Origin of the sequence: Bradyrhizobium lablabi (assembly GCF_018131005.1) — a bacterium.
In the GTDB taxonomy this organism is placed as follows: domain Bacteria; phylum Pseudomonadota; class Alphaproteobacteria; order Rhizobiales; family Xanthobacteraceae; genus Bradyrhizobium; species Bradyrhizobium lablabi_D.
In genome coordinates this window covers 148,793-163,877 of sequence record NZ_JAFCJK010000002.1, presented here as the reverse complement: position 1 = coordinate 163,877, position 15,085 = coordinate 148,793, and the positions used below count along the sequence as shown (strand labels likewise).

11 protein-coding genes are annotated in these 15,085 nt (G+C 63.1%); 4 read left to right on the top strand and 7 right to left on the bottom strand.

Features of this window, described 5'->3' with window-relative positions; genetic code table 11:
• Nucleotides 1-3: 3 nt before the first annotated feature.
• Entirely contained in the window at nt 4-5,085 is a 5,082-nt protein-coding gene (locus JQ553_RS05770) for an N-acetylmuramoyl-L-alanine amidase (protein ID WP_212498952.1), read from the bottom strand.
• Between the two features lie 658 nt (nt 5,086-5,743).
• On the opposite strand from JQ553_RS05770, the gene JQ553_RS05765 reads away from it, so the two are divergent.
• The 3 genes from JQ553_RS05765 to JQ553_RS05755 all read left to right on the top strand — a co-directional run bounded on the left by JQ553_RS05765 (nt 5,744) and on the right by JQ553_RS05755 (nt 7,967).
• The gene (locus JQ553_RS05765) at nt 5,744-6,055 is read left to right on the top strand and encodes a hypothetical protein (protein WP_249144000.1); all 312 of its coding nucleotides are present in this window, start codon (nt 5,744-5,746) and stop codon (nt 6,053-6,055) included.
• A 584-nt stretch (nt 6,056-6,639) separates the two neighbouring features.
• On the top strand, nt 6,640-6,855 hold the full coding sequence (locus JQ553_RS05760; RefSeq protein ID WP_212498951.1) for a hypothetical protein: 216 nt from the start codon (nt 6,640-6,642) through the stop codon (nt 6,853-6,855).
• 311 nt (nt 6,856-7,166) lie between these two features.
• A complete protein-coding gene (locus JQ553_RS05755) occupies nt 7,167-7,967 on the top strand; it encodes an SDR family NAD(P)-dependent oxidoreductase (protein ID WP_212498950.1) in 801 nt (266 codons plus the stop codon).
• A gap of 503 nt (nt 7,968-8,470) precedes the next feature.
• On the opposite strand, the gene JQ553_RS05750 is transcribed toward JQ553_RS05755, so the two are convergent.
• The 3 genes from JQ553_RS05750 to JQ553_RS05740 form a co-directional block, all read right to left on the bottom strand.
• Nucleotides 8,471-8,758: a hypothetical protein gene (locus JQ553_RS05750; protein WP_212498949.1), complete on the bottom strand. Its 288-nt coding sequence runs from the start codon at nt 8,756-8,758 to the stop codon at nt 8,471-8,473.
• The gene (locus JQ553_RS05745) at nt 8,755-9,048 is read right to left on the bottom strand and encodes a hypothetical protein (protein ID WP_212498948.1); all 294 of its coding nucleotides are present in this window, start codon (nt 9,046-9,048) and stop codon (nt 8,755-8,757) included. Before JQ553_RS05745 ends, JQ553_RS05750 begins: the two co-directional genes overlap by 4 nt.
• Nucleotides 9,049-9,267: 219 nt before the next feature.
• Entirely contained in the window at nt 9,268-9,558 is a 291-nt protein-coding gene (locus JQ553_RS05740) for a hypothetical protein (RefSeq protein ID WP_249143999.1), read from the bottom strand.
• Between the two features lie 898 nt (nt 9,559-10,456).
• On the opposite strand from JQ553_RS05740, the gene JQ553_RS05735 reads away from it, so the two are divergent.
• On the top strand, nt 10,457-10,639 hold the full coding sequence (locus JQ553_RS05735) for a Flp family type IVb pilin (RefSeq protein WP_212498947.1): 183 nt from the start codon (nt 10,457-10,459) through the stop codon (nt 10,637-10,639).
• A gap of 288 nt (nt 10,640-10,927) precedes the next feature.
• On the opposite strand, the gene JQ553_RS05730 is transcribed toward JQ553_RS05735, so the two are convergent.
• The 3 genes from JQ553_RS05730 to JQ553_RS05720 all read right to left on the bottom strand — a co-directional run bounded on the left by JQ553_RS05730 (nt 10,928) and on the right by JQ553_RS05720 (nt 14,914).
• Nucleotides 10,928-11,158: a cysteine rich repeat-containing protein gene (locus JQ553_RS05730; RefSeq protein WP_212498946.1), complete on the bottom strand. Its 231-nt coding sequence runs from the start codon at nt 11,156-11,158 to the stop codon at nt 10,928-10,930.
• A 719-nt stretch (nt 11,159-11,877) separates the two neighbouring features.
• Nucleotides 11,878-13,419, bottom strand: coding sequence for a DUF1254 domain-containing protein (locus JQ553_RS05725; RefSeq protein WP_212498945.1), 1,542 nt, complete (start codon nt 13,417-13,419; stop codon nt 11,878-11,880).
• Between the two features lie 70 nt (nt 13,420-13,489).
• Complete coding sequence (locus JQ553_RS05720; protein ID WP_409363034.1) at nt 13,490-14,914, bottom strand: DUF1254 domain-containing protein; 1,425 nt, start codon at nt 14,912-14,914, stop codon at nt 13,490-13,492.
• Between the last annotated feature and the right edge of the window lie 171 nt (nt 14,915-15,085).

The window sequence follows — 15,085 nt, the reverse complement described above, 5'->3', positions numbered from 1 at the left end:
GTTTCACTGCCAGTTGCTGTCCATGTCGTAGCGGCCATTGCCGACGAGCCGCAGCGCAATCCGCGCCGAGGCGTCGCCGCCGGGCGCGCCGGTGAAGTCGTAGTCGATGGTGACGCGCAGCGCGGCTTGCGGGCTCGTGCCGGGCAGCGCTCTGGCGTCGTCCTCGATCGTCGCCGTGACGGTCACGTCATAGGGGAGCTCGGCCGCGGTTCCGGGCGCGATGCGCACATTGCCCAACGCGCCGCCGCCGGCGTCGAAGCGCACGGTGAGCGGCAGCGGCATCGCGTCGCCGCCGACGCAGGGCCAGCGGTCGAGCGTGATGGTGGTCGGTATCAGCGCCGGCACCATTGCGGCGGCGGGATCGGGCACCTTGACGCCGTCGAGCTGATCGAGCGCCCAGGTCAGGCGCGCGCGGTTGCCGCGCGTGCGCCGCATCGTCGTGCCGATCACGCGCGAAGGCTCGATGGGCTCGTCCGGCGGGACAGCGGCATCGAGCGCGAAGGCGCGCACCGGTTTCGGCGGCGCGGCGAGGCCGCGCGACCTGGCGCGTGCCGCAAGCGCCTGCGCGGAGGTTCCAGCCGCGGCGGCCTGCTGCGGCGGCAGGTGCAGCACACGCCAATTGCCGTAGTCGGGCGCCGCCATGTTGCCGAAGTCGGACGCGAACTGCCGGAACGGCAGCCAGTCCGCGTAACCGGCATTGGCCGGGTGGAAATCGACCGGATCGTTGTCGAAGCTGACACGCGTGTCCCACGGATTGAGCAGCTTGACTTCGCAATGGTCGGGATCGTCGGTATCGCCGCGCAGTCCGCTGACCACCACGGCATGCGGCATGCCGACGATTACCACCCAGAGCGGGCCGAGATCGCGCAACCACTTCGCCCATTGTGCGGCGGAGTAGTACAGGCTGGTGTTGGAGGGGACGTCGATCGCCGTGAAGCCGTAGCGGTCGCGCACCGCCTGAAGCAGGTCCCAGCCGTAGCTCGACATCAGCGAACTGCCCACCTCGTTGGCGAGCGTCTCAGGCTCGTAGGATGCGTTGTTGCGGAATGAAAGCAGCATCGCCATCGAGGCGGCCCAACAGGCCAGTTTGTTCGGCTGCGGCACCAGCTGCACCGGATACTCGATGGTCTCGGTACCGAGCGCGTATGCGCTGCTTCGCTTCGGCGCCATGACGATGTGCCGCGCATCCCTGGCGCGCGCTGGCGCGGCCGCAAGCGATTGCGCGACCGTGCCGTGGCCATAGAGGATGTCTACCACCTTGGGATGGAAGCGCTCGCTGAACGGCGGAAGGGCGGTCGCGCTGCCGCCATTCGCTGCGACCCATTCGGTGAGCTTGCCCTGGAAGCTGCGCCAGAGATGGTCGGCGCCGAAGAACGCGATGCTCTCGCCGAGTCCGTCGGTCGCGCGGTCGGCGCCGCGGGTATAGACCACGATCGCTCCGTCAGCTTCGGCGCGCACGCCGAATTCGCGATGGCCGCTCACCGGATGGTCGCCCGACCACGGCGTGTGGACGGTAGTGAAGCGCCAGCGGCGCTCTTCCACCAGGCTCGCGACCACGGCGGCGTTGTCGGGGCCGATGATGTCGATCTTGAACACCGTGCCGACGGGCGAGGCGGACGTCCATTTCACGTCGTCGTCGCCCATCGTATAGGGAATGAATTCGCTGTTGCCGGTGTCGAGGAAGTCGTTGAGATGGACGCGCACGTAGTCGAGCAACGACACGTCGGTGTAGCCTGACGGCACGGCCGTAATGCTCACCTCGTAGCGGTCGAGATTGAGTGCGCCGGCCGCGTCCGCGATGCGCTGCACGCTCATCTCGCGGCCGGCGAGGTAGCCGGGGATCCAGTCCGGGACGCTCCAGTTGAACAGGTCGGCCCAGCGCGGCGCGTAGCGCTGCGCCTGCTCGACGTCCTCGGGGCCGATGATGAGCGCGCGCGCACGTGCGACGGGCTTACCGGATTGCCGTGCCTGCAACGCGGCCGCCTGCGCGCGAACGCCGGCCGCCGCGTAGCCGAGGAATGCGAGCTCCTGTTCCCAGCCCTGCAGGGAATAGGCGGAATGCGCATCGAGATAGGCCCGCACGTCGGGGTGGATCAGCGCTTCGTCGAGGGTGAATTTCTCGCCCAGTGCATTGGTGATCAGGCCGCGCAGCACGGCTGCCGGCAGAGCCGTGTACGAACGCCTGATCTCGCGCATCGCGGCATCGAATGAGGCATACTCGCGCTCGAACTTGGGCGCTTCGGCCTCCAGCACCGCGTGCACCACGAGCCCGACGATGGTCGCGACCTCGCCGGCACCCGGGGCCAGCCCGAACACGGTCGCGCCCGCGTCGGCAGCGCCGATCAGCGCGTCCCACTGCTCCCTCTGAGCGTTGAGGCGCGCGGCGGTGTCGCTCGTGGCCTGTTGGATCGCGATATCGACCCAGGCCATGAACATGCCGACACGCCGGCTGAGATAGGTCAGCGCGCGCGGCAGCACCAGGTCCGGATTCTGCGCCGGCGCCGGATCGCCAGCCAGAATGACCTGGTAGAGGCTTCGCGGCAGTCGACCGCGGATCTCGTCGAGCACCTGCATCGAGACAGCGGTAGTGACCTGCAGGATCGCGCGGCTGACTTCCTGCCGCCCGCTGTCGGATTGCAGCTCGCTGGCGATCCGCGCAATGGCGTGGCTGAGTGTCTCTTGCCGCGCCGAGGCGTCGGCCGCATTCGCCGCGCTGTCATAGCGGGTCGGATCTGGAGCCGGCGCCCAGGTCACGCCGGCCGCGATGCGTGCGTTGTAGGCGTCGATGAAATCGGCAACGAGATAGCTGGCCGGAGCCATTCCGGCCGGCCAGGAGAAGGTGTCTGCCGACAGGGCTTTCGAGCCCGCCGACCGCGCGGCTGCGTTGCGCTTGCGCGCGCTCTGGCGCTGCGGCGCGCTCGTGCCGAGCGCAAAGGCGGTCGCGCGGCCCTCGATCCAGTCGATCTTGTTGGGTGTGATGAAGCAGCCGCGATTGAGGCCCTGCGCTGCCGGCTCACCGGTCACGTGAACGGCGCAGACCAGCGCCTGCAGCGTGCCGCTGCTGTCGCTGAGGTGATATACCGGGGAGCCGCTGTTGCCGCGCAGCGCCAGGATCGGATACTCGATCACCTCGCCATTGCTTTGACTGGTCGCATAGCCGCCGTGCAGGTGCTGCTTGTCGCCGTCGATCGCCTGGGTCAGCTCGGGGATCTTGCGCGAGCCCTTGGAATAGCCGCAGACCACGATCGGCAACTGGTCCGAAGGCGTGGCATTGAGGAAGCCGAACCAGTGGCCGTTCGGCGCTTCAAGCGGCACGTTGTCGATCACCGCAAGGTCGTTCTCCCAGTTGCCTTCGCCCGTATAGGGCGGGCGTGCGATGCGCCAGGACGAACTCTGCACCGTGCAGTCACCGAATGGCTGGTCGGTGCCATTGCGGCCCGGGATGATGGTCACGCTCGCCATGCCGTCGAGATTGTGCGCGCAGGTGAGGATGCGGTTCGCCCCGATGTAGAAGCCGGTGCCGGCGTAGCGTTTGCCGTCCGGGCCGGTCATGCGCAGCTGGCAAATCGCCGAGTGCGGAAATTGCGTGGTGTCGCCCACCCCCATGAACCACTCCTCGCGCGCGAGGCTGAACGCGTTGTCCTGGCAGGTCAGCGCGCTCATCGGATTCGACTGGTCGTAGAACGGCTCGATGATTTCCTGCGCGCGCGCATAGGCGCCAGCGCCCACTTGCCGGCCACGGCCGAGGCTCTGCGCGGCCGGCGCGGGTTCGGTGGCGGCGGCCGGACCGGCGGCTGCATCGCGCACCAGATCCATGTAGTGGTCCCAGTCCCACACGGCGTTCGGACAATCCGTGTGGCTGGTGTGCGGATCGGCCTCGGCGTGGCCGAGGATGTGGGTGCGGTCGATCGGCAGGCTGAAGCAGTTGCAGAGCCAGGCGACCAGCGCGGCCGAGCCGCGATATTCCTCCTCGGTCGGCACCAGGCCGCGCGTATTGGCGACGTGCTCGATGCCGATGCTGTGGCTGTTCGCGGTGCCCGCGTGCCATGCGATGTCGTTGTGGCGCACCATCTGCACCACCTCGCCGTCGCGGCCAACGACGTAGTGCGCGCTCACGTGAATCGGCTGGTTGCGGGCGTTGCGCTGGTTCGGATTCTGGAACCAGCCAATGGTGCCGGTGATGCGGCTGCCACCGTCAGTGATGTGAATGACGACCTTGTCGATTTCACGCGGCGCCTTCACCGCGCGATAGTTCGACGAATGCGCCGGCGCGAAGCGGCTCGCGCCGGGATATTCGGGCGCGGGTGTATCCAGCGTGCGGCTGCGCAGAGCCTGCGCCTGCGCCGTCGCCTCGTCGTCGGGGATCGGACCTTCGATGCCGTAGGTCTCGTCGCCGTCGTCAAGCGCGCGTGCCGAGCGGTAGGCCTGCGCGACCGCCGCTGGCGGCTTGGCGGGGGCCGCGCTCGTATCCGCAGGCGTTGGCTTGGTGGCGGGAAACGCGCCGAAGCCGTCGTCATAGGGCTGGCTTGGCGCGGGCGGTAGTGCCGCAGCCGCCTTGCCGTTGGCGGGCGCCGCGGCCGTCTTGCCATTTGCCGGCCGCGCGGCCGCGGGCGCCTGCGGCTGCGCGTCGCCGCCCCAGTCGAGGCTCGGGTCGTGACCATTGTTGGCGCCATAGGTGCCCACCGCGCTCGCGCGTCCGGCAAGGCGGCGCAGTCCGCGCTCGGTGAGGCCGCTCAAGTCGACATACATGTGGCCTTCGGTTGGCGCTTGCACCCAGTCCGGCAGGCCGCCCGAGTCCTCCCGATAGGTCGCAAGCCCGAAATAGAGCTTGGGCTGTCCGATGAAATTCGCCAGCACGTCGGGCGGCACCAAATATACGGCCTCGCCGCGGCGTGCCCGCACCGCGCCGACCGAGCGGCTGGAATAGAAATTGCGCCGGCTGCGACGGCCGCGGTTCTCGGCGCGGAACAGCTGCGGATCGGTCGCAACTCCGACTTCGAACAGCGGGCTCTCGGTGCGCACGGTGAAGCCGAGCACGCTGAAGCGATCGTCGACGGACTCACGGTTGGCACGAATGAGCGGCATTGGCCTTCTCCTGGATTCGCGAGCTTCGGCGCTGGTGCAGCCGGCGTGCCCGGGGACACGCACACTGCGAATACTCTGCGCGCCGCCGGTCACCGCGCGATCACAGGGAGATCATTGCGCCATCACGCGCCGATGCGGCCGCGATGGGGCGCCGGTCACCGGGCGATCCGTCGCCTGCAGGCTCGGAACCTGTGCGTCGGTCGGCCGAGGCGCGCCATCTGGCGTACCGGCAGCATCACACCGGTCTTTCGGCAACTGATCGACTCTGTCCGGATGTTGCCGACCGCAAAGTTCGACGGAGCTCTGAAAAGATCGACTCATCCGGTCAGACGCGGGAGCTGGACTGAAATTTGCGCAGCGGGGCTCGTTCAGTCCTAAGGGAATTCAGGGATCGTGCGACCTGTTTTCAGCCGAAAAGTAGCTGGCTTGTCGTCTTCGCCGTGACAACGCTGAGATGTCGGCTTTTGAACGCGAAGATCTCTCGGCAGAAAAACGATGTGTGGTGCGCCCCTTGCTGCTCGTCCAACTCGCGAGTTGCCAGCCAAGCTGGAACAAGGATTGATCCAGATCAAGCCTGAGGCGGCCCCGTTTGAAACCCTCCTTGGCGTTAGATGACCTATCAGGTTGTTTGGCGCATAATTTATCAATGGAGGGGAAGATGCCTGCAGTTGTTATGCAGTTCGTTTCGCATCCAAAGCCCGGTAGCGATCTTGCGACCGTCTTACAGCTTGCAAAGGACGGTGCGGTGCTTTGGAGGAAACACGGGGCCGACGTTAGCTATTGGTCAGTGATCGGTGGCGAGGTCGGAAACTACGCCTTCGTCGCTCGTTTCGATAGTATAGAGGCTTATGGGCGCACCCTGGCCTCAATTGGTGCCGATCCAGCTTTCGCAGAATTTCAAGCCAAGCGGCTGAAGGCCGGGCAATCGGATTGGGTACGCTCCAACATTTCCATCCAGGTTGACGTCTGACGGAAGGCTTTTCCTTCCCAAGCGAAGATCGCTTTCGGGCGGTCTTCGCCACTTATCGACCATTAATGCTCGCTCCTGGCCCTTTTGAAGACTTCGTCCGATTGCGCCGAAAACGGGGTGCACTAAGGGTCGGAAGGGACACCGACTTCGACGATGTCGGACGACGGCGTCGCGCCACATCGCGCACCGCCTTTGTGTACCAACGCGGTGACCGCGCCGTTCTCCAGTCTCACATGCTGCCGACTGGCGCGAAACAACAAATAAATGGCGAAAATTCCCAAGAGATTTGCGCCGGGTCGTTGCTATATCACTGACTGCTGGGATCGTGCAGCCTGCGGGCTACGGCACACCTTTTCCAATTGCTTGGTTCGAGGTCCGAAGACACCGGAAGTCGCCCAATCGGTGCGGCTTCGATGTCGAGATGGCTTCCAGGGTTGACCTCGTGCGGTTCGAAGAGGGGCAGGCGGTCAATGTCCAATTTGAAATCACGTATTACTTAGGCGGCTTCCTGTCGCTGCAAGTGGCAACACCACGACCGCCCGTGACGCGGGCGTCCGGGTTATCGAACGAAGCAACAACTGACGATGTTCAACACAAAGACGGTCGTCCACCTGATCGGCGACCCCTGCCTGAAGCTGTACCGGCATGGGAAAAGCTATTGGTATTTTGCGTTCGATGACGACGGGCTGTGTGACACCCATCGCATCTACGTTAAGCACCTCAACGACCTGCCGCTCGATATGTGGGTGAACGAGGGCAGGACATTCGCCGCCGCGATGCGGGCGAAGCGCGAACGGTGACGGTCGTAGGACCAAGCCGCGATCGATACATCCAGGCAGCCCGAACTTCCGTCCAAGGTCGCGCGCGTTCATGTAGGATATGCGCGCCTGTGCCGAGCCCAACGAGCATAAGCGCGAGGAGATCGCCGCGCGCCGGCTGCACATCCTGAACGGCCACTTGCCGCGCCGCGCCAGGCGCCTGCGGCTTGGCGCGCACCGCCTTGTGCGCGCGATGACACAATCCTCGGACGCACTGAAGACGGTCCCGGCATATCGGCGCGATCTATGTGATACGATGCGCTTGCACGCGGCGAGCGGGGAGGAGGGCCGACATGAACCGTTTGGATGGAAAGGTCGCATTGATCTCAGGTGCCGCGCGCGGCATCGGCGCCGAAACGGCGCGCAAGATGGCCGCGGCAGGTGCCACGGTCATCATCGGTGACGTGCTGGCCGATAGCCTGCGGCAGACAGCCAGCGAAATATCCAACGCGGGCGGCAAGGCGTTCGCGCTCGCTCTTGACGTAACCACGGAGGCCGCCTGGGCGGCTGCTGTTGCTGAAGCAACCAAACAGTTCGGCAAACTCGACATTCTCGTGAACAACGCCGGCATGTTCCTGGGCAAGGACCTGATGGACGCCACCATGGAGGATTGGAATCGCCTCGTCGCCGTCAACATGACGGGCGTCTGGCTCGGCACGAAGGTGTGTGCTCCCGCGCTCGCCGAGAGCGGCAGCTCGAGCCGGCACGGCTCGGCAATCGTGAACCTTTCGTCGGTCGCCGGTATCGTGGGCTCGCAGCTCGACTCACTCTACTCGATGACAAAGGGTGGCGTGACGCTGTTCACCAAGTCGGCTGCCCTTTCCTTTGCCGGCAAGGGGTGGAAAATTCGTGTCAACTCGGTCCATCCCGGCGTGATCGAGACGGATATGGGCGCGCAGACCTTCGCGGTGCGGGCCGCGCGGGCCGGCAAAGATGTTGAGAGTGCTCGCAATGTTGCGATGAAGGCGCACCCGATTGGCCGGCTTGGCGTCGCCGAGGACATCGCGCTCGCCATTGTGTTCCTGGCGTCCGACGATGCGGGCTTCATGACCGGATCGGCAATGGTGGTCGACGGTGGGCTGACCGCGCAGTAAGCAGCGGGGCCTTGCCCTGCTGTGCCGCCGGGTTTCAGTGGACTTTATGTCTGGCGTTTGTCAGGGGCAGGCGAACGCCGCCGGCGTACCCGGAAGCGACGACCCCTCAGGCTCGATTGCCAACAAAATCAAAGCCTGCCCGGTTTGATCCGGGCGGGCCGCCTGTCATCGCTTAGTCGGACCAGGTGCGCGCGCCGCATTCGCACTCGAACATATGAAGTAAAGCGCCGCTATCGGATTCAACGATCGTTCTGACAAGAATGAGTTTTCCAGTGCAGGCATGGCACTTTTTGTCAGATTGGTCCTCGAGAGTCGCAACCTTTTCAGCCCGAAATAGATCCACAGGAGCCCCCACCCCCAAAAGCGAGGAGGTACGAAGCAGAGCGCCGGCTTCTGTTGAAGATAGCAATTAGTCTTGCGGGTGCGGCCTGGCGGCGTCGGCGGACCGGCATTGTGGCCGGCGATTGCGAATCCGCCGTTGTGTGTTACGTGTCGCCGGGCGGCTACCTGATGTTGGCCAGGCACTCCTTCAGACGTTCAAGCTCCGCACGGACTTGCGCTTCCATGGCGTCTTGCAACGCGAGTGCGCCTCTGCTGGACAATTCAGCAGAGGCCTTTCTGTCCAGATTCTGCTTCCAATCCCGGATTGCCTGCTTGGTCGCGCTTTGGGCGTCCGACGTGGACTTGACATATGCCTTTATGCAGGCGTCGGCCGTTGAGCAAGTCTGGCACTGTTGAGCGGCGGCGGCATTCGAAACAAGCAAAGTAAGCGTCGCGGCAAGGACTCTCATCGCTCTTCTCCCGGTATGGGCCCGTTTGCCGTCAGGTGGCCAAGCATGGCCTCGCAGGCTTCTTCGGCTTCAGCGAGCGTTTTGAAGGGCGAGCCGCCAACCCTGATCGCGGACCTGTTGCGATTGATCGGGCGCCACGACGCCACGTAGCCGGTTCGTCCCTGAAGGCCGGAGCCGCCGTGGCTCTCATAGCTGATTACGAACGAAAAGCCGTTTCTGTTCGCGTTCCATATTTCCATTTGCTCGACGCGACTGACGACGCGCACGAATTGCATGGCCGTTCCACGCATAGCGCGGTCTCCACTCGACAAGCCACCAGACCCGAGGGAGAACCAAATCCTGAGTCGCGGCGGAGTAGTGGCGTGCGAGCAGATAGCCTCCAAGGGGAGGGTGCGGTCCGCACTGGTGGCTTGAGCGCTGTCGCCGGAAACTTTGAACGATCCGGCTCGCCGGTTCCGCTGGCCGGCCGGCCACCTCATTGCCACGCTCGAAAGTCTCGCCCCGCAAGATTATCTGCGGCGTCGGCTCCGCTTTCGGATCGATACTGGTTTTTTGAGCCGCTTGGCGTTTGCCGCCACGCGCCGCCGGTATCGGCGAACGATCGCATCGCCGGAAGCGCCCGCCATGACTCTGGCGGTTGCATCCAAAGCCGCATCCATTTTCTCTCGGACCATCAGCTCGGCTTCGCGCCGGGCACCTCTACCGCCGCGCATGAGCTTCATCGTGCGGAGACCAACCACCTGGTTTGCCTCGATCGCCAACATCATCAAAGAATGGAACATCGAACGCGAGCGACGCATCACTCCACTCCACGCAAACTGAAACTATTCGGGCTTTGGGGTTTCGTTCCAAGATAGGACGCTGGACCGTCATCCGGTAGCCCATGGCTGGGGACGGTCGACCGATTCCAACGGAAGTCAGGCCGTGCGTCAGCGCCGCGCCTGCCGCATGTGCGGCTCTCGTTGTCGGGCCGTGAAAAAGTTCCTAGAGCTTGACCCAAATCAAGTTTCCCACCAATCGCCCGTCCAGCGTTCACCCTGAGCCGGCCGATCCTGGCGATTCCAGTTCAAGTGAACCTTGGCCCGGCGTGCACTGCCATGCGCGTCGGGCGACCTTTTGGCGGCGGTCATGAACCGCAGCGGTTGAGAATGTCCGGCATCGGAGCCTTGCGAAGCTTAAGGGCGTCGGGAGGTTGAGGCTCTTCATCTTTTTTGCCCGTTGGCCCCTCGGCGGCTGGCTGGAGAAGAGTGACGCGGGGGTGGCGGTTTCGTGTCAGGTTCTTGCTTGGTTGCCAATCTGTTGCGGGCCACCGGTGGATGTTCTGTGGATAACTCCGGCACCAGAACAGGCAGGGGGCGGTGAGGAGGGCAGGTGATGGCGCCTTCTTCTGCGGGTTGTTCATGGACCCCGGACGCACTTGCAGCGAAGGCTCCTCATCCCACAGGCTGGGAGCGCGTCCGCCTGGGACAGGGCGCGAACGCCTTCGGCCTCAGTCGGCATTTCGAGCTTTCCAATCGAGCTTCATGGCCTCTCGTCGGATCGGGCTCGTGCATCCAATGGATTGCCTACTCAGGATTGAAATAATAAAGGTTAACAACTTTTAGGAAGGTTGGCGTTTGCGGTAATACAACCTTAGATTCCAATTTATATATTGTGCACGGTTGGGTTGCCCAACGCAAACCACAGGGAGATAGCAAGTTGCGTAACGTTCTCACTAAGTTCATTGCCGACGAATCCGGCGCTACCGCGATCGAATACGGCTTGATTGCCGCTGGCATCGCAATCGCCATCATCGGAGCTGTTAAGGGTGTCGGTTCGCAGTTGATTACCAACTTCGGCAAGATCGAAACCGCCCTAACCCCCGGTGCTGGCGGCTCTTAAGCCTGAAGACCCCCTTTCTCAGAGGGGGAAGACTCCTAAGTAGCTGGCGTCGAAGAGACCCGACCAGGTTGCCCCCTTGGTCGGGTTTTTTCTACCTGAGATAACTACACCAGCAAGAGTTGCAGGTCGAGTCGATTTTGCTATTAATGGTAGAATTCCTTATCATAACACCTTCGCCGCAATAGAACAATCTGCGCTGGTGCCGCGCGAGTTCATGCTTCGCAGTCATTCAACAGTACCGGCTGGTGGCTGCAGCGCAGCGATTCCGTCGTCTCCTTGAGGACGCGACTACATCCCGTGGCTCTGGAATACCTTCGAGCAGCTCTTGCTCAGCTTCGCGCGATTTTGCTGCAAGCATTGCTGAACCGCGTTGTCATCGGCCATTTGCTGCCGGCAGAAGCGCTGTGCGTCTCGCCTGCAGGCCTGCTGCTCCTGCGGACTACCCATATGCCCTTGAGCCCATGACGATGACGTCCCGATCAGCAACGCCATAGCGGCGAGCGTGAGTTGCTGGCGCATGGATTGTTTCTCCCTGATTTTATGGCCCGACGATTGCGTGGGATAAGACCCAACCCGCTGCGCGGTTCCTTCGGTTCCGGCCGGGACGTCCGGCGAGCCAAAGTGCGACAGGTCCAGGGACTTGCCGACGTCGGTCGAACGGGCACTCGCTAAACAGTTCGCCCGGCGAAACCGAGGTACTTGTATCGACATCGAGGGACAGATACGCACCGGCCGAATCCTGGCCTTTCAGACTGAAGCCGAGGCCTCGAGTAGCCTTACTCGCGCCAACCGTGCCGGCCAAACTATCTCACTTGCGGACCTGCCGTTCCGAAGCGCCGCGGCGGGTCACTTTGCAATCGCTTCGATCCGGGCTTCGACCTTGGCTGTATAACCGTTTCTTTCGAGCCATCGCAGGCCAAGCGCGAGTTGCCGCAGATCGTTTCTGGCGGGACCGATCGGAAGTCTACGCGCGCGACGAAGCGCATCGGCAGCGTGCCTGCGGAGAGGAGAGATCTTTTCGGACGAAGCGGTCATTTCGGCGCCCCCAGACCCGGCGAGCCAATCCACTCGCTGATGCAAAGCGACTTACGCCACGTCCCGCACGCGGACACTCACAAAAGTTAATAGCGGGCAAATTTGTTAGCCGAGGCCCAGGGCGAAACGCCGGTCTGGGCGAGACTGTCCGTCAGATCATTCGCAAGTTCGCTGGACCACGTGTGAATTGCGGCCGCGGCGCGTCACGTCACTTTCTTGATGACCGGCGGCTGCCATGAGCCGTCGAGGATGCCCTCCTTGCCCCAGTAGGCGCGGATGTAGAGCGAGAAATGCCCATCCGGCGCCGGCAGCCAGTTCGCTTGCTTGTCTCCTCCGGGCGATTTGGCGCCGACGTAGAGCGTGAGCGAGCCGTCGGCGTCGCGCTTGAGGTTCTTGTTCTTGGTGCCGAGAGAATAACGCTTGAGATCATTCGCGTGGAAGAGGTGCTTGTCGTTGTAGAGCGTCAACGACCAGAAGCCATTGACCGGCGGCTCTTGCCCCGCCGGGAACGTGATCTCGTAGCTGCCGCCGCCAGTGAGCTCACCACCTGCGCCATCATTGTCGGTGTAGAAATATTGCGTCTCCGTCGGCCTGTTGTCGAACATATTCGACTTCGCCGTGCCCGTGCGATTGAAGTAGTCGATGCCAAACTGCGCATTGTTGGTCGAGCGATTCCATCCGTTACCCGCCGGACGACCATTGTGCTTCCACTGGAAGAACGCCTTGATGATCTTGTCTTCCGTGTCGATAGCGCTCGCGACCAGCACCTTCTTCAGTTCGGGGTCCTTAGCGGCTGCATCGAGCAGCAAGCGGAACTGGCCGTACATGGCTTGCTCGCCGGGCAGGGGATCGACGATGTCGAGGGCTTCGCCGAACTGATCGAAGAACTTCTCCGGGATTACCCACTTCGTTTCCTCGCCGGTCGATTTCGGCCCTTGGATGGTTGGCGCCTTGCTCCATTCGATCGTCTTCATCTTGCCGGTGAAATCCTTCAGCGGGTAAGCGACAATCTGGTTGATGACCGGCTGGATCGCCTTCTTGTCCTCCGGCGTATCGTCCTGGAAGACGCGCGGAATGGCGTTGGCCAGCGAAGTGGAGCACCGGACCACTTCGCTGATGCCGTATGGCTTGAGGCCCTTCCAGTTCGGGCCTGCAAGCAGATAAAATCCCGGCCGCGTGTTGTAGGGCTTGCCGAGCTCGCCGAACTGGTCGGTGCGCGCATCATAGAGGGCATAGACCCAGAAGCGGCCGCCGAAATCCGGCACCTGGATCACCACCGGCTCCTCATCGAGTGAGAAGAAGCCAAGGCCATAAACCACGTCCTGATTGGGACAAGTCACGAAGGTCTCGGAAGGCTCGATGTAGTCGGCGAGCATCGCAATCTGGCCGCGCGGGGCGGCAGGCAGCACACCGTTGAGATGACCAGGCTGCGGTGCTTGCGTGATGGCGGCCCTGCGGTTGATCATGTTGATGATGGGCCAGCCCCAGATGTAGGCCATCTGCGCGACCGCCTTTGCATAGTCCGGGAACATCACTATGCCCGTTGCCGGCTCCGTCACGTCGGACGTCGTGGCAATGGCCTGCTGAGCCTGGGCCGTCGTGGTCGTGACGGCGACCGATGCTGTCGACACCGCGACCGGAACAGCCGCTCTGCCGGCCGACACAGCGAGTGATGCCGCGCCAATGCCACTCTTCAGCGCGTCGCGTCGCGTGGAAACAAGATCATTGGTCGATGTCGTCCTCATTGCGCACTCCCCTTTTTGATTGAGACGTCCGGGATCGCAGTTCTCAATTGAGCCACGACCCCGCGCAACATCACTTCACCTTCACGACGTCGTCTGGTTTCCAGGTCTGGTCGAAGAACTCGACGCCGGTGCCGTAAAGGCGCACGGCCGCCAGGAAATTCCGCCCGTTGACAGTCTGAATGAAGTTCGTATCGGCGGCTTCGGCGGGTTTCGCGGGACCGAACCAGATATCGATCGACCCGTCGCTGTTCGTCGCCACCTTGCCGAGGCTGTTGATCGAGGGCAGGAGCTGCGGCGCTTCGACCATCGTTCCGTCGGTGACGTTGTAGGCGGTGACGGCCCAGAACAGCGCGGCCGGCGGATTTGGCGGCAGGTGCAGTCTGTAGGTATTCGAGCCCATGAGGAAGTCGCCATTCGCATCGCGCAGCGTGAACGGATACTTTGAGCCGGCGCCCAGCGTCCTCATGACCATCGCGGACGCCGTCGAAAACGCGATCTGGAAGTAGCTCGCGCGCTGGTTCACATCGAGATAGCCGTCCTGCAGCCACTCCGCTGTGCCGGCGGCCCACGTGTTCAGATACTGCCTGTCCCTGTAGTACCTGTCCCGCTCGTCCGGCCGGCCGAGCTGCCGCATCGCCAGGATCATCCTGGGCGCGGTCTCGACCGCCTTTTGCAGCAGCGCCTGCTGCTTCTGGTTCGGGTTGAACGGCTGTCCCTTGATCATCCCGATCGAGGCCAGCACGCCGCGCAGCTCGGGATCGATGGCGGAGGCCGGTTCGTAGTCGATGAACGCCTTGAGCTTGGTCCAGAACGCATTGTCGACCGGATACATCATGTTGATGCGCTTGCCGCTTGCGTTCGGAAACTGCATCGGCTTGACGTCCTTCTCCGGCGTCCACAGCGGATAGACGCGGGTCTGCTCGGCGGCCGCGACGGCTTCCTTCGGATCCGGCGCGTTCTCGCCTTTCTTCATGACGGTGCGGAAGAAGAGCAGGACATTGTAGGTTTGCGATTTGAACGCGAAGTAGCCCTGCGGGATATCGCCGCCATAGTCCGGCGGCAGCAGAAGATAGAGGCCACCGCGCGCACGATCCGGTCCGATCAGGCCAACGTCGGTGATCGTGCGTTGGAAGAAGTCGGTGAACATCCCGATGACGTTCGCCGGCGCGGCGACGACGAGCGGCCCGGTCTCCTTCAGGTCGAGATAGCTCATGGAGTAGATGACGTCGGCATTGGGCGTCGGCACCCAGGTGCGCGCGTCCATCCGGTCCTTCCAGATCGGCAGGACGTTGTAGCCCTTGCCGAAGGCCGCCTCCGATCCATCCTTCATCCCGATGGTGTTGAGCGCGGGCAGCATCGTCATATAGGCGTGAATGGCGCGCTGGTAGAACAACTCGTCGCGCAGGTCCTCGGCTTCCTTCTGCGGCAGCCAGTTGCCGTTGTTGAGCTGTTTGACGAGCGGAGGAGCCGCAGCCTCTTGTGCCAAGGCGGGCATGCATAGGGATGAGAATAGAGCGAACGTCAGGATTGAGCTTCCGGTTCTCATTGTCTTCCTCACTATGTTGAGATCAATTCATCTCGGCACGGCTTCACATCTCGAAATCTTGTCTGATTGGTCGGGTGGCTGATGCTACTACGGCATTTTGGCGCCACAACGTCAGATGAG

Bases quoted from the DNA above. Each gene is read 5' to 3' on its own strand.
- JQ553_RS05770 (WP_212498952.1), bottom strand. From the start codon at position 5,085: ATGCCGCTCATTCGTGCCAACCGTGAGTCCGTCGACGATCGCTTCAGC.
- JQ553_RS05765 (WP_249144000.1), top strand. From the start codon at position 5,744: ATGCCTGCAGTTGTTATGCAGTTCGTTTCGCATCCAAAGCCCGGTAGC.
- JQ553_RS05760 (WP_212498951.1), top strand. From the start codon at position 6,640: ATGTTCAACACAAAGACGGTCGTCCACCTGATCGGCGACCCCTGCCTG.
- JQ553_RS05755 (WP_212498950.1), top strand. From the start codon at position 7,167: ATGAACCGTTTGGATGGAAAGGTCGCATTGATCTCAGGTGCCGCGCGC.
- JQ553_RS05750 (WP_212498949.1), bottom strand. From the start codon at position 8,758: ATGAGAGTCCTTGCCGCGACGCTTACTTTGCTTGTTTCGAATGCCGCC.
- JQ553_RS05745 (WP_212498948.1), bottom strand. From the start codon at position 9,048: ATGCGTGGAACGGCCATGCAATTCGTGCGCGTCGTCAGTCGCGTCGAG.
- JQ553_RS05740 (WP_249143999.1), bottom strand. From the start codon at position 9,558: ATGCGTCGCTCGCGTTCGATGTTCCATTCTTTGATGATGTTGGCGATC.
- JQ553_RS05730 (WP_212498946.1), bottom strand. From the start codon at position 11,158: ATGCGCCAGCAACTCACGCTCGCCGCTATGGCGTTGCTGATCGGGACG.
- JQ553_RS05725 (WP_212498945.1), bottom strand. From the start codon at position 13,419: ATGAGGACGACATCGACCAATGATCTTGTTTCCACGCGACGCGACGCG.
- JQ553_RS05720 (WP_409363034.1), bottom strand. From the start codon at position 14,914: ATGCCCGCCTTGGCACAAGAGGCTGCGGCTCCTCCGCTCGTCAAACAG.